The following is a 13,439-nucleotide window of genomic DNA, read 5'->3' on the forward strand; positions in this document are numbered from 1 at the left end:
CGTCCAAAGGTTGGACGCGGCCTCTTGCGTTAAAGACCGGCAACAGTGCCAGTCCGCGAACTGTTAACTATTCACTATTAACTGCTCACTGAATTTACTGAACCGTCTCCCCCCCAGCTTCTGCCTGCGCTTTCGCCTGTTGCTGGCGTTGCTGCTGGTATAGGGCATCGAAGTTGATCGGCTGCAGCACCATCTGCGGGAAGGAGCCCTTGGCGACCAGATCCGAGACCACTTCGCGCACATAGGGGAACAGCAGGTTTGGGCAGTAGGCGCCCAGCAGCTGGGCACGCTCTTCGCCCTCCACACCTTTCACGGTGAAGATACCGGCCTGCTTCACTTCTGCCAGATAGAAGGTTTTTTCTTCCTTCTCGTCCTTGGCTGTGACCGTGACGGTCAGCTCCACTTCGAATTCATCGGTCTCGCCAATACGACGAGCGCCATTATTGAGCTGCACATTCAGCTTGGGCTTCCATTCTTCCAGAAACACTTCCGGTGCACCCGGGCACTCGAAGGAAGCATCTTTCAGATAAATACGCTGCAGCTGGAAAACTTGTTGTTGTTCGGCCATGGTTTTTCTCCTGTTACCTTGTTCCCGACTCCCCCGAATTGGCGCCGAGCAGCGTATCCAGCTCCCCTGCGCGCTCCAGAGCATAAAGTTCATCACAACCGCCGATGGGGCGATCATCAATAAAGATCTGCGGCACCGTGCGCGCACCACCGCGCTGCATCATCACTGCACGCTGGTCCGGCTCACGATCCACATCCGTTTCCTGGTAAGACACGTTCTTGCTATTCAGCAACTGCTTGGCACGAATGCAGAACGGACACCAACCTGTGGTATAAAGCTCGACTTTCGCCATGCCTACCCCTTCACCACGGGCAGGCTGGCGCCACGCCAGGCGTTGAGCCCGCCCTGGATACGATACAATTCGGCAAACCCCTTGCCGCGCAGCTGACGACCGAGATGTGAGGCCTTGGCACCCATATCACAAGTCAGAATGATGGGTTTGTCCTTGTATTTTTCCAGTTCTGCAATACGCTCAAGGGCCTGGCTGGCAGGGATATTGATGCTGCCGGCAATATGACCGGCACGAAACTCATCACTGTCACGCAGGTCGACAATCACCGCATCCTTCTGGTTCACCAGATTAGTGGCCAGCTGAGGACTCAGAGCCTTGCCACCACGGCGGGACTCAAGCACAAAGAAAACGGCCCACAGCAGAAAAAAGGCGGACACCAGAAGGTAATGGTTACTGGCAAATTCAAGCAATTGGCTCATTGGAACCCCGAATCAGTGGCAATGGCAGAAACTCTGCAGATAACTGCACAGCCCCGTACCGATGGAAAATCGGCGCCAAGTATACACACCCGCAAGGGGGTAAGGTAAAACCATGCGCCCCGGATTCCTGCTGTTACTACTGCTTTCCGCCCTGGCCTGGGGTGGGGACACACCGTCAAAAGCTCAGCTGGAGCAGCTCAAGGAGCGCATCAGCGAGCTCAGCGCCGCCCAGAACCGGGAGTTGCGCAAGCGGGACTCGGTGCAGGCGGAGCTGCGCGAAGCCGAGTTGCGCATCAGCCGTCTGTCCCGGGAACAACGCAACCTGGAGCAGAAAGCCGGTGAGGCTCGCCAGCGCCTGGCCAGACTGGAAAAGGAGCAGGCGCAACTGGCGCAGGAAAAGCAGACCCAGCTCGACTGGCTGGCCAAAACCGTACGCGCCAGCTACCAGGCCGGGCGCCAGGAGCGCATCAAACTGCTGCTGAACCAGGAACAACCGGACCAGATTGCCCGCCTGCTACGCTACCAGGAGTACTACCAGCGTGCCCGCAGCAATCGCCTGCAGCAGGTCAATGGGGAACTGGATGAGCTGATGGCGATCAGCCTGCGTGTGGAGCAGGCGCGCCAGACTCTGCTCGACAAGCGTAGCGACGTACAGCGCCATGCGGACAAATTGCAGGAAGCCCAGAAAAACCGCCAGCAGACCCTGGCCAGCCTGAACCGCTCACTGGATGACCGCAGCTCCAGCCTCAGTCAGCTCAAGCGCGATCAGCAGCAGCTGGAACAATTGCTGGCCGACATGCAACGCAGCCTGGACGACATCCCCGCTGACCTGGGTGGCACACCCTTTGGCAAACTGGCGGGCAAGCTGCCCTGGCCGGTGCAGGGCAGCATCGGCACCAACTACAACAGCGCCCGCGAAGGGGCGCTGCGCTGGCAGGGAGTCATTCTCAACGCACCTGCCGGCACGCCGGTACGTGCGGTATACGCCGGGCGGGTTGTATTCGCCGACTGGCTGCGTGGCTACGGCCTGCTCACCATCGTTGATCACGGCAATGGCTACCTGACCCTCTATGGGTACAACCAGAGCCTGCTGCGGGACGTCGGCGAGTGGGTATCTGCCGGCGACAGCCTGGCACTGGCCGGCAATTCCGGCGGTAATCGTGCCAGCGGTCTGTACTTTGAGATACGCCATCGCGGCAAGGCCGTGAACCCCACACGCTGGTGTAATCGCCGTGTTACACTGCCGCCATTGGCCCATAACGCAAATGATTAAAGCACGCCCATTCGTGTCGCGTGCCTGCCGGGGATACTGAATGCCAACGCCAACCTTGTCCTTTTTGCGCACCGTCATGGTGACCGCCCTGCTTTCCATCACCCCCTTTGCCAGTCTCCATGCTGCAGACCCGGCGCTGGATCAACAGGCTCGCCAGCAGGGCGTGCCGGTGGATGAGCTGCGTGCCTTTGCCGAGGTTATGGAACGCATCCGCGGCGCCTATATTGATGAGGTGGATGACCGCGAACTGCTGGAATCCGCCATTCGCGGCATGCTCTACGAACTGGACCCGCACTCCAGCTACCTGACCCCGGACCAGTTCGACGACCTGCAGGTCACCACCACCGGTGAGTTCGGCGGCCTGGGCATCGAAGTCACCATGGAAGACGGCTTCGTCAAGGTGGTTACCCCGGTGGACGGCTCACCGGCCAGCAAGGCCGGCATCCAGGCCGGCGATCTGATCCTGAAAATTGACGAGACCTTTGTAAAAGGCCTGACTCTGGGCGAAGCCGTTGAACTGATGCGCGGCGAGATTGGCTCGGAAATCGAGTTGATGGTGCTCAGCGAGGGAGACGAGAAACCCCACCAGGTCACCCTCAAGCGCGACAAGATCCAGCTGCACAGCGTGAAATCCCGCATGCTGGAACCGGGACTGGGCTATCTGCGTATCTCACAATTCCAGAACAATACCGGCGACGATGCCCGCAAGGCCCTCGACAAGCTGGCCAAGGAAGACTCCCTGCACGGTCTGGTTCTGGATCTGCGTAACAACCCCGGCGGCGTGCTCGGTGGCGCCGTGGAAGTGGCTGACCTGTTCATGGACAGCGGCCTGATTGTCTATACCCAGGGCCGCGAGAAAAGCAGTCGCAGCGATTTCAATGCCAAACCCGGCGACCGCCTCAATGGCATGCCCATGGTGGTGCTGGTTAACGGCGGTAGTGCGTCCGCCTCGGAAATCGTCGCCGGCGCCCTGCAGGATCAGGGCCGCGCCATCGTGGTGGGCAATCGCACCTTCGGCAAGGGCTCGGTGCAGACAGTGCTGCCGCTGAGCAAGGACAAGGCCCTGAAGCTGACCACCGCCCGTTACTACACTCCCGATGGACGCTCCATTCAGGCGGAAGGCATTGAACCGGATATCGCCGTGGACGTGGTCACCAAACTGGAAGTCCGTGAAGACATGCAGGTACGAGAGGCTGACCTGCCCCGCCACCTGAACAACGAAAACGGAGAAAGTCGCGACGACGGCAAGCGTCGCTCTCTTGCCCAGGAAGATTATGCCCTGGCCCAGGCGCTGTCCGTGCTGAAAGGCGTTGTGCTGGCCCGTAACAACGCAAGCCGTTGATGCGCCGTCTCGCAACCGGCCTGGCACTGCTGCTGGCGGCGGCCACTGCCGCCGCCCAGCCGCGCATCGCCATCATCATTGATGATCTGGGCTACCACCGCCAGAACGGCCAGGCCATTACTGACCTGCCCGCGCCAATTACCTGCGCGGTGATCCCCTACTCCCCCCACGGGCGCAAGCTGGCCGAACGTGCCAGTCGGGCCGGCAAGGAAGTGCTGGTGCACCTGCCCATGGATGCCGGGCAACATGTTCGCCTGGATCGTGGCGGACTGCGGCTGGGAATCAGCGAAAACGAACTGCTGGATACCGTGCGCCAGGCACTCAGCCAGATCCCCCAGGCCCGCGGCCTCAACAACCACATGGGCAGCGCGCTTACCGAACAGAACGAGCCCATGAGCTGGCTGATGGCAGAACTGAAAGCCCATCAGCTGTTCTTTGTGGACAGCCGCACCAGTGGCCACTCGGTGGCCCAGCGGGTGGCACAACAACAGGGGCTGGCCAACGCCGGTCGGGACATCTTTCTGGATAACGACCGGAACCTGGTCAAGATCAACGCCCAGTTCAACAAGCTGATCCGGCTGGCCCGCCAGCGCGGCCAGGCCATTGCCATCGGCCACCCTTATCCGGAAACCGTCCATTATCTGCAGCAGGTACTGCCACTGATGGACGACGCCGGCATTCAGGTGGTTCCGGTCTCGTCACTACTGGACACCCCGGCGCTGGATACCGTCACCACCGGCAACGGCAGCCACGCCGAATCCTGAGTCTCGTTATTCGGAAACCGGAGCGGGCCGCCCCCGACCGATACCGGTGAGCCTGGCATAGCCGATCATCAGGAAACCGAAGACAAACATCAGTACCCCGTACACAGCCGACGGCACCGACATGGCTTCCGAGTGCAACAGGGTCAGGGTCACCATCAGCCCCAGGGTGCCATTCTTGATGCCCAGCTCGATGGCCACGGTAAAGGCCTGGTCCCGGCTCAGGCCGATCAGACGCCCTCCCACCAGCCCCAGCACCAGACCGGCAACGTTCAGAATCACCGCCGACAGCCCCGCCTTGCGGAACAGTTCCAGCGCCTCTTCACCCAGTTCCACCATCAGCAACACGATGACCGCCACCAGTACCAGCAGCCCCAGCAGGCCTACTGCCTTCTCCCCTTTTTCCGCCCAGTCCTGGCGGAAATGGCGAATCGTCATGCCCACGGTCACCGGCAGCAGAATGATCACAAACAGGGTAATGATGGTGCGCAGCACCGGCAGCTCCAGCACCTTGTCCGCATCCTGGAAGCGCTCCAGCGCCCAACCGGTAAAGGCCGGCAGGGTAACAATGGTGATGAGGCTGGCCAGCACCGTCAGCACGATAGACAGGGCCACATCACCGCGGCCCAGATAGACAAAAAGGTTCGACGTTGTGCCGCCGGGGCAGGCGGCAATGACGATCAGACCCACTGCCAGTGCGGGAGACAGGTCCAGAGCCAGGGCCACGCCCAGGGCAATGATCGGCAGCAGGAGAATCTGGGCCAGCAGGCCGAAGAAGGTACCGCGCGGGGCGATGGCGACTTCGCGGAAGTCCTTGGGAGTCAGGGTCATGCCCATCCCCACCATGATCAGAAACAGGGACACCGGCAGGCCGATATCGATTAGCGCGTTGGAACCCATTGACTCTCTCCCGAGGTTTTATTCTTGGTAAAGCCTCGAGAGTAAAACAGGATTTTACTGACAGCCAGTACAAAGCGGCTACGCTGCTACAGGATGCGACCGCGGTCTGAAGTTTCCGCTCTATACCTGTTGGAGCTTTGCTCGCGAAGCGAAGGGCAAGAGCAATCGAAAGATTCGCTTTGCGAGCAAAGCTCCAACGGGTCGATTCTGTAGCGGGCCAGCGAACTATCCAGGCCGCTACTGGTCCAGCCGCATCTCCACGCCGGCGGCCTGCATGAACTGCTTGGCCTCCTGCACGGAGTATTCACCGAAGTGAAAAATGGAGGCGGCCAGCACCGCATCGGCGCCGCCCTGAACTACGCCGTCCACCAGGTGTTGCAGGTTGCCGACCCCGCCGGAGGCGATCACCGGCACCGGCACTGCGTCGGCAATGGCCCGTGTCAGGGCAATATCAAAACCATTCTTGGTGCCATCCCGGTCCATGCTGGTCAGCAGGATTTCGCCGGCGCCGTAATCGGTCATCTTCTTCGCCCAGGCCACCGCATCCAGCCCGGTGGGCTTGCGCCCGCCATGGGTGAAGATTTCCCAGCGATTGGTTTCACTCTCGGCACTGACCTTCTTGGCATCAATGGCTACCACGATGCACTGGGAACCGAACCGCTCTGCCGCCTCGCGGACAAATTCCGGGTTGTGCACCGCCGCCGAGTTGATCCCCACTTTGTCGGCACCGGCATTGAGCAGGTTGCGGATATCCTCCAGAGTCCGTACGCCGCCACCCACGGTGAGCGGAATAAACACCTGGCTGGCGATCTGCTCCACCGTGTGCAAGGTGGTATCGCGCTCCTGGTGGCTGGCGGTGATATCCAGAAAGGTAATTTCGTCAGCGCCGGCGTCGTTGTAGCGCTTGGCAATCTCCACCGGGTCACCGGCATCGCGAATGTCAACGAACTGCACGCCCTTGACCACCCGGCCGGCGTCCACATCGAGACACGGAATAATGCGTTTGGCTAAGCCCATAATGCGTCCCCGTCAGGCGCCGATCAGTTCGTCGGACAGTGCCTGGCCTTCGCCGAAGTCCAGGGTGTTCTCGTAGATGGCGCGACCGGTAATGGCACCACTGATGCCCTGATCCGCCACTGCACACAGGTTACGCACATCATCAAGATTGGTGATGCCGCCGGAGGCAATCACCGGGATAGACATGGACTGGGCCAGTCGCACGGTGGCGTCCACATTGACGCCCTGCAACATGCCGTCACGGCTGATGTCGGTATAGACGATGGCAGAGACACCATCGTTTTCGAACTGTTTGGCCAGATCAATCACGTCCACATCCGTGACATTGGCCCAGCCATCGGTGGCAACCTTGCCGTCTTTGGCATCCAGACCAACGATGATGTGGCCGGGGAACTGCTGGCACATTTCCTTGACGAACTGCGGCTCGTTAACCGCCTTGGTGCCGATAATGACCCACTGCACCCCGGCATCCAGATAGGCCTGGATGATTTCCGGGCTGCGAATGCCGCCACCGATCTGGATCGGCAGATCCGGGTGCGCCTTGGCAATCGCCTTGACGATATCGCCATTCACCGGCTCACCAGCAAAGGCACCGTTCAGGTCCACCAGATGCAGACGACGGGCACCGCGCTCCACCCAGTGGCTGGCCACCGCCACAGGATCATCGGAAAACACCGTATCGTCTTCCATGCGTCCCTGCTTCAGGCGTACACATTTACCGTCTTTCAGATCAATGGCGGGAATCAAAAGCATAGCTAGGTCTCAAAACGAAGGCTGCCCTCGCAGAAGGGCAGCACATGAAATAGTAGTTTGTGCTGACAGCGGTTCTGCCGCTGAATCAGGGCCGCCAGCGTAGAAAATTTTCCAGCAGGGTCAGGCCGGCATCGGCGCTCTTTTCCGGGTGGAACTGCACCGCAAAAACATTCTTTCTGGTCGCCGCTGCGGCAAAAGTCAGACCGTAATCACAACGGCCCGCCACTTCCTCATCGGTCAGCCCGGTAACGCAGTAGCTGTGTACGAAGTAGAAACGGGTGTTATCGGCAATACCTGCCCACATGGGATGCGCCATACCCTGGCGTACCTGGTTCCAGCCCATGTGCGGCACCTTCAGGCGACCGCCGGTATCGCTCTGCAATTCACCAAAAAAGGTGACCTGACCATCAAACACGCCCAGACAATCCACACCGTTGTTTTCCTCACTGCGTGCCATCAGGGCCTGCATGCCCACGCAGATACCCAGCACCGGCTTGCCGGCGGCAATCACATCCAGAATGGCCCGGTCCAGACCAGTCTCGCGCAGCACCGCGATACAGTCACGGATGGCGCCCACACCGGGGAACACCACCCGGTCTGCCGCTCGCACCTGATCCGGGTCACCGGTAATGACGATCTGCTGACCACTGGCCACCTTCTCCAGCGCCTTGCCGGCGGAGTGCAGATTGCCCATGCCGTAATCAATAACGGCAACTACATCACTCATAAATACGTCCGGCCAATTATTCGCTTTCGCTCAGGGTGCCCTTGGTGGACGGGGTAATGCCGCTCATGCGCGGATCCTGCTCCACCGCCATGCGCAGGGCACGGCCAAAGGCCTTGAACACGGTCTCTGCCTGATGGTGGGCGTTCTTGCCGCGCAGGTTATCGATGTGCAGGGTGATCATGGCGTGGTTCACCAGCCCCTGGAAGAATTCGTAGAACAGGTCCACATCGAAGCCGCCGATGCTGCCCCGGGTAAAGTCCACGAACATTTCCAGGCCGGGACGGCCGGACAGGTCCAGCACCACGCGGGACAGGGCTTCATCAAGCGGCACATAGGCGTGGCCGTAACGGCGCACCCCTTTCTTGTCGCCAATGGCTTTGGTAAACGCCTGACCCAAGGTAATGCCGATGTCTTCCACCGTGTGGTGGGCATCGATGTGCAAATCCCCCTTGGCCTTGATCTCGATATCCACCAGGCCATGGCGGGCCACCTGGTCCAGCATGTGCTCCAGGAACGGCAGGCCGGTATCCAGTTTGCACTGGCCGGTGCCATCCAGATTGATGGAGACCTGGATCTGGGTTTCCAGGGTGTTGCGCTCAACAGAGGCGCTGCGCTTGCTCATCTATATCTCCAGGGGTTACCCAGGGCAGTGGGCCGGTTATTATACGCACCCTGACAGAGCCTAACCAGCGGAGCAATTCCATGCCGATCAGTGCTGAATCCCACCCATTATCGCCGGAACAGGCCGCCACCTTCGATCAAGTGCTGCGCGATGACCCACAATACCGGGAAAAACTGGACGCGGCGGTGGCCGCTGGCGGCAAACGCCTGTTTGCCGCCCATTTCAACGGCAAGCGAGTGGCAGTGGCGCTGGTAGAAGAAGATCGGCCCGAGCTGGACTGGGTGGTGGTACACCCGGCCACCCGGGGCCGGGGAGTGGGCAAGGACTTCCTGCGGCTTATCGGCCAACAACTGGGAGCGATACTGGCCTTGCCCCGGGAATGCGAGCAACCCCGCTGATCTGTACACCGGGCGGTAACGGTTATGCCCGCGGCGCCTGCATGTCCGAGAGCGGCAGACGGATATGCAGGGTAAAGCCCTGCCCGGGCCCCGGACTTTCCGCCCATAGCTGGCCATCCACCTGCTCGATCATCACCCGGGCCATGGCCAGTGACAGACCGAAGCCTTCCTCGTGGTGACGCGATCCCATCACAAAGAACGGCTCCAGAATATGCTCAAGCTGCTCCGCCGTGGCGCCCTTGCCTTCGTCCCGAATACGAATCTCCGCGTAACCACCGGGCACATCCACTTCACTGGAAAGATCCACACTGCCGCCTTCGGCACTGAAACGCAGGGCATTATCCAGGCCAATGGACAATACCTCCTGAAGCTCACCCTCACTGGCGTTGACCCGCAGATTCGGTGACACCCGATTGCGCACGGCGATGCCGCTTTGCTCAATCCGCCCCGCCTGCTCACGCAGAATCGCATCCAGCACCCACATCGGCTGACAGTTACCCACCGGAGGCGGCTGGTTACGGTCGGACAAGTCGAAATAGCGCAGCGAGGTGCTGACGATACCGGTCAGCCGTCGCTGCCCCTTGCGCACCATGGCCCAGACATCCACCTCCTGATCACCCTGGGCATCCTGACCCAGGGAGTCGGCCGCACCGATCCAGTTGATCGGCGTATTCAGCTCGTGACTGATGTACTGCAGGAACATGGACTTGTCCTGGTTCATCTGCTCAATATCGGCCAGATGCCGCTCCAGATTCTGTTGTGCCTCATGGGCCAGCTGCTTGCGTTCGGTCTCCAGGAAACGAATACGGTCGCCCAGGGCAAGGGACAGCATTACCACCACCCACAGGGCGCCGAAATGCGGCAGATAAGGCACGAATACGCTGTAGGGCATAAGGCCCAGGTTGCCCATGGCAAACAGGAAAATAGTTAGCAGAAACACCGACCAGGCCAGCACATAGAGCCGTGCCACTCGAAACCCTTGCCGCCAGACCATCCAGCCCAGCCAGCTGAACAGCACTACGGTCATCAGCGCAATCACCGTGGAAAGGTGGTAGGTCCAGGGTGGCTCCATAAACCACTGCAGCAGGAAAGCACCGCCGATCAGCATCAGGTAATGCTTGAGAAGACGATCATAGCGGGGGAAACGCTGGGCCAGCTGCAGGAACTGTCGGGAATACAGTGCCAACGCCAGGGAAATCACATAGGTACTCAGCCAGAAGTACTCGTTGATCTTGGGCGTTTCCGGCCACAGGTACTGCAGCCCAAAACCGCTGACATTGATATTGAAGAAAATGATCCCGCCCAGAAACATCACGAAATGCAGATGCACATTGTCGCGCAGGGAGAGATAGAGCAGCAGGTTATAGATCAGCATGATCCCCAGGGAGCCGTAAAACAGACCCTGCATCAACTGCTCAAGATAAGTAAACTCCACCAGCCCCTTGGCGCTGTAAAGCACCGGCATCATGTTCAGCGCGCCTTTACCGCGCACCTTCAGGTAATACTCTTTCACTCCGGGATCTTCGGTTTCCAGGCCAAATACAAAAGCCCGGTGTTTCATGGGTCGCTGGCCAAAATCCCGTGTATCCCCTACTTCCAGGGCACTGTAATTGCCCTGCCCGTCAGGGGCGTAAAGCGTCAACTCGTCCAGGATCGGATGGCGCTCCACCAGAAACCAGCTACCCTCCACCCCGGTGGTATCCACGGCGATCCGCAACCAGAAAGTGCTGCGGGTGAAGCCGAAATTCAGGGCACTGCTTTCGCTGTTGCGAAAACGGCTGGCAAACTGGTCTCGTACCTGATCCAGGGTCCAGTCCCCTTCCGGGTCTTCCAGTACCTGCATGTACTCGCCCAGCAGTACCTTATCCCTGGCATCAGCCAGTGCCACCGTCCTGCCTTGTGCGGCCGTTGCCAGGCCGCACCACATCAACAGAAGCGTCAACACTGAAAATTGGAACTTTTGCAAAGGTCCTTCCCCTAAACTCACGCCATCAATGCTAAGTTATGGTCAGTTGTTTCCGACTGGTATAATCCTGATCCATCGTCCAACACGCAAGGAGAGCTCCATGGGACGCTTGATAAAAATTTTGCTGATCACAGTTTTTGCCATCATTCTGCTATTGGCCATTGCCGTTTTTGTGATCACGCAGGTTATTGATCCCAACGAGTTCAAACCGGAAATTGAAAAGCAGGCCAGGGAGCAGGCCAATCTGACACTGGATATCCAGGGCGATCTTGCTTGGCAATTCTGGCCATCGCTGGGCGTCAGCCTGGGCCGCACCGAGGCACGCATCGCCGATGAGGAAGAGCTGTTCGCGGCTCTAGACGCCGCCAGCGTCAGTGTTGCCGTGCTTCCCCTGCTTTACGGCCAGGTGGAGATGGACGGCATCACCCTGGCCGGCCTGGATGTGAACCTGACCGATGGACCGGATGGCGCCAACTGGGAACAGATTGGCCCGCAAACCGCGGCAGAGGAAACGCCTGAGGAGGAAGCACCCGCCGCTGACGAGGAAGGCAGCAGCAGCCTGGATATCCCCCTGACCATTCCCAGCGTGGCCGTGACCGACGGCAAGGTGCGCTATCGCCACAGCGGCGACGGTACCGATATCGTGGTAGAGCATTTCAATCTGAATGCTCAGGACGTGAATCTGGACGAGGCCTTCCCGCTGCAGATGTCCCTGCGTTATCAGGACCAGAGCGACATGCGCGTGGACATGAATCTGGACACTACACTCACCGCCAATCTGGACGCCAACCATTTCATCCTTGATCCGATGAAACTGGACGCCAACATCGCCGGCGCTACCACCATGCCGGTGGATGTCCATCTGGAGCAGAAGCTCGACGTGAACCTCAACGAGGACACTGTCTCCATCAAGGACCTGCTGCTCACCGCCGCCGGCACCGAAACCCGCGGCAATATCGACATCACTGCTCTCACTGGCGATATGCAGCTCAGCGGCAAACTGGCCACGGCAGCGTTTGACGCCAACAAGGTGCTGGAAGCCATCGGTGAAGCCCCCATCGAGACCAGCGACAGCAAGGCGCTTAGCAACATTGCCATGGAAGCCACCCTGGGCGGCAAGCCAGGCAGTGTCATGGCCAACCCACTGAAGATCACTCTGGATGACAGCACCCTGAGCGGCAGCGCCGGGCTGGCCAGTCTGGAAAGCGGCAAGATCATCTTTGACCTGGCACTGGATCAGATCATCCTGGATGGCTACATGCCACCTTCCTCGGATGAGCCGGCCACCGCAGCCGCCGGCGGCGGCAAGGACGGCGGCACCGCCAACCTGTCCACCGCGGAACTAATTCCGGTCGATGCGCTGCGTCCGCTGGTCATGGACGGCAAACTGCGCATCGGCAGCCTGAAATACGACACCATCGACGCCAGCAACCTGAAGTTTGCGGTCTCAGCCAACAACGGCATCCTGCAGCTTACCGAAGCCAGCGGCGAGACCCTGGGCGGCAGCTTCACCGCCAGGGGCAAACTGGATGCCTCCGGCAAGACCCCGAAGATCACCGCCAGCAACACCGTCACCAGTGTGCAGATCCAGCCTCTGGTGCAGCTGGCACTGGAAGATGATCTGGCCAAGGGCATCTTCGCCATGAACGGCAGTTATAGCGCCAGCGGCAACAGTGAAAAGGCGCTGATGGATTCCGCAAAAGGCACCATCGACATGTCCCTGGCGGATGCCACTGTACGCGGCCTCAACCTCTACCAGACCCTGGTGGGCGGCGTGAACGATATGCTTGGCCAGTTCCAGGGCCTGGCGGCTGCCCTGATACCCAACCAGGAATCCGGCAAGCTGCCCAGCGCCCTGTCCGAAGACACCAAGATCGTGGATCTGACCAGCAAGGCCCGTCTGGAGAAAAACGTGGCCTATCTGGACAGCCTCAATGCGGTGCTCAGCAAAGGCGAAATCTCCGGCAACGGCTGGATGAATATCCTCAATCAGGATTTCGATCTGAAAATCGGCATGCAGTCCCCGGAACTGGGCACCTCCAAATATCTGGAGGGCACCACCTGGCCGCTGCGCTGTGAAGGCAACCTGGGCGGCAGCCCTGCAAAATGGTGCGGCCCGGACAAATCCGGCTTCAAGGACATCGGCAAGCAAGTCGCCGCCAAAGCGGCCCAGCAGAAGCTCAAGGACAAGCTGGGTATTGAAGGCGAAGGTGACACCGCCGAGGAAGTGATCAAAGACGCAGCCAAGAATAAGGCAAAGGAAGAAGTGGACAAGCAACTCAAAGAAGGCCTGAAAAAGCTGTTCAACTAACTGCCGTTCGTACCTGGCCGGAGCGACCCACAAACGCTCCGGCCTTGCCCTCTCCAGACAACCAAGCCAATGCTCTTGCCCTACCCGGCG

Annotated in this window: 14 protein-coding genes; 5 read left to right on the forward strand and 9 right to left on the reverse strand. The window is 59.8% G+C overall.

Going from position 1 to position 13,439, the window contains the following annotated elements; genetic code table 11:
* Window positions 1-94 precede the first annotated feature (94 nt).
* Genes secB through KZ772_RS09705 form a run of 3 tightly spaced genes read right to left on the reverse strand, consistent with a single transcriptional unit; the run spans window position 95 to window position 1,279 of the window.
* Window positions 95-568: a protein-export chaperone SecB gene (secB, locus tag KZ772_RS09695; RefSeq protein ID WP_290536389.1), complete on the reverse strand. Its 474-nt coding sequence runs from the start codon at window positions 566-568 to the stop codon at window positions 95-97.
* A 13-nt stretch (window positions 569-581) separates the two neighbouring features.
* Window positions 582-860 carry a glutaredoxin 3 gene (gene grxC, locus KZ772_RS09700; protein WP_290536390.1) on the reverse strand — a complete coding sequence of 93 codons (279 nt, stop codon included), beginning with the start codon at window positions 858-860 and terminating at the stop codon, window positions 582-584.
* A gap of 2 nt (window positions 861-862) precedes the next feature.
* Entirely contained in the window at window positions 863-1,279 is a 417-nt protein-coding gene (locus tag KZ772_RS09705; protein WP_290536391.1) for a rhodanese-like domain-containing protein, read from the reverse strand.
* Between the two features lie 112 nt (window positions 1,280-1,391).
* Between KZ772_RS09705 and KZ772_RS09710 the strand changes: the two genes are divergently transcribed.
* From KZ772_RS09710 to KZ772_RS09720, 3 genes are read left to right on the forward strand one after another with little or no spacing between them, the layout of a single operon-like run.
* Window positions 1,392-2,552: a peptidoglycan DD-metalloendopeptidase family protein gene (locus KZ772_RS09710; RefSeq protein ID WP_290536392.1), complete on the forward strand. Its 1,161-nt coding sequence runs from the start codon at window positions 1,392-1,394 to the stop codon at window positions 2,550-2,552.
* A gap of 40 nt (window positions 2,553-2,592) precedes the next feature.
* Window positions 2,593-3,894, forward strand: coding sequence for a S41 family peptidase (locus tag KZ772_RS09715; protein ID WP_290536393.1), 1,302 nt, complete (start codon window positions 2,593-2,595; stop codon window positions 3,892-3,894).
* A complete protein-coding gene (locus KZ772_RS09720) occupies window positions 3,894-4,658 on the forward strand; it encodes a divergent polysaccharide deacetylase family protein (protein ID WP_290536394.1) in 765 nt (254 codons plus the stop codon). The genes KZ772_RS09715 and KZ772_RS09720 overlap by 1 nt, the downstream gene beginning before the upstream one ends.
* A gap of 6 nt (window positions 4,659-4,664) precedes the next feature.
* Here the strand turns inward: KZ772_RS09720 and KZ772_RS09725 are convergent, their stop codons facing one another.
* The 5 genes from KZ772_RS09725 to hisB all read right to left on the reverse strand — a co-directional run bounded on the left by KZ772_RS09725 (window position 4,665) and on the right by hisB (window position 8,674).
* A complete protein-coding gene (locus tag KZ772_RS09725) occupies window positions 4,665-5,555 on the reverse strand; it encodes a bile acid:sodium symporter family protein (RefSeq protein ID WP_290536395.1) in 891 nt (296 codons plus the stop codon).
* 237 nt (window positions 5,556-5,792) lie between these two features.
* A complete protein-coding gene (gene hisF / locus KZ772_RS09730) occupies window positions 5,793-6,572 on the reverse strand; it encodes an imidazole glycerol phosphate synthase subunit HisF (RefSeq protein ID WP_290536396.1) in 780 nt (259 codons plus the stop codon).
* 12 nt (window positions 6,573-6,584) lie between these two features.
* Window positions 6,585-7,325 (reverse strand): 1-(5-phosphoribosyl)-5-[(5-phosphoribosylamino)methylideneamino]imidazole-4-carboxamide isomerase, encoded by a 741-nt coding sequence (gene hisA, locus KZ772_RS09735; protein ID WP_035245193.1) that lies wholly within the window; start codon window positions 7,323-7,325, stop codon window positions 6,585-6,587.
* An 85-nt stretch (window positions 7,326-7,410) separates the two neighbouring features.
* A complete protein-coding gene (gene hisH / locus KZ772_RS09740) occupies window positions 7,411-8,052 on the reverse strand; it encodes an imidazole glycerol phosphate synthase subunit HisH (RefSeq protein ID WP_290536397.1) in 642 nt (213 codons plus the stop codon).
* Window positions 8,053-8,068: 16 nt separating this feature from the next.
* The gene (hisB, locus tag KZ772_RS09745) at window positions 8,069-8,674 is read right to left on the reverse strand and encodes an imidazoleglycerol-phosphate dehydratase HisB (protein ID WP_290536398.1); all 606 of its coding nucleotides are present in this window, start codon (window positions 8,672-8,674) and stop codon (window positions 8,069-8,071) included.
* Between the two features lie 80 nt (window positions 8,675-8,754).
* Here hisB and KZ772_RS09750 point away from each other — a divergent pair, with 80 nt between their 5' ends.
* Entirely contained in the window at window positions 8,755-9,072 is a 318-nt protein-coding gene (locus KZ772_RS09750) for an acetyl-CoA sensor PanZ family protein (protein WP_290536399.1), read from the forward strand.
* Window positions 9,073-9,094: 22 nt separating this feature from the next.
* On the opposite strand, the gene KZ772_RS09755 is transcribed toward KZ772_RS09750, so the two are convergent.
* A complete protein-coding gene (locus KZ772_RS09755) occupies window positions 9,095-10,960 on the reverse strand; it encodes a sensor histidine kinase (protein ID WP_290536400.1) in 1,866 nt (621 codons plus the stop codon).
* A 178-nt stretch (window positions 10,961-11,138) separates the two neighbouring features.
* Between KZ772_RS09755 and KZ772_RS09760 the strand changes: the two genes are divergently transcribed.
* On the forward strand, window positions 11,139-13,349 hold the full coding sequence (locus tag KZ772_RS09760) for an AsmA family protein (protein WP_290536401.1): 2,211 nt from the start codon (window positions 11,139-11,141) through the stop codon (window positions 13,347-13,349).
* The last annotated feature ends 90 nt before the right edge of the window (window positions 13,350-13,439 follow it).

The sequence above is a fragment of the Alcanivorax sp. genome, from assembly GCF_019431375.1.
GTDB lineage: Bacteria > Pseudomonadota > Gammaproteobacteria > Pseudomonadales > Alcanivoracaceae > Alcanivorax > Alcanivorax jadensis_A.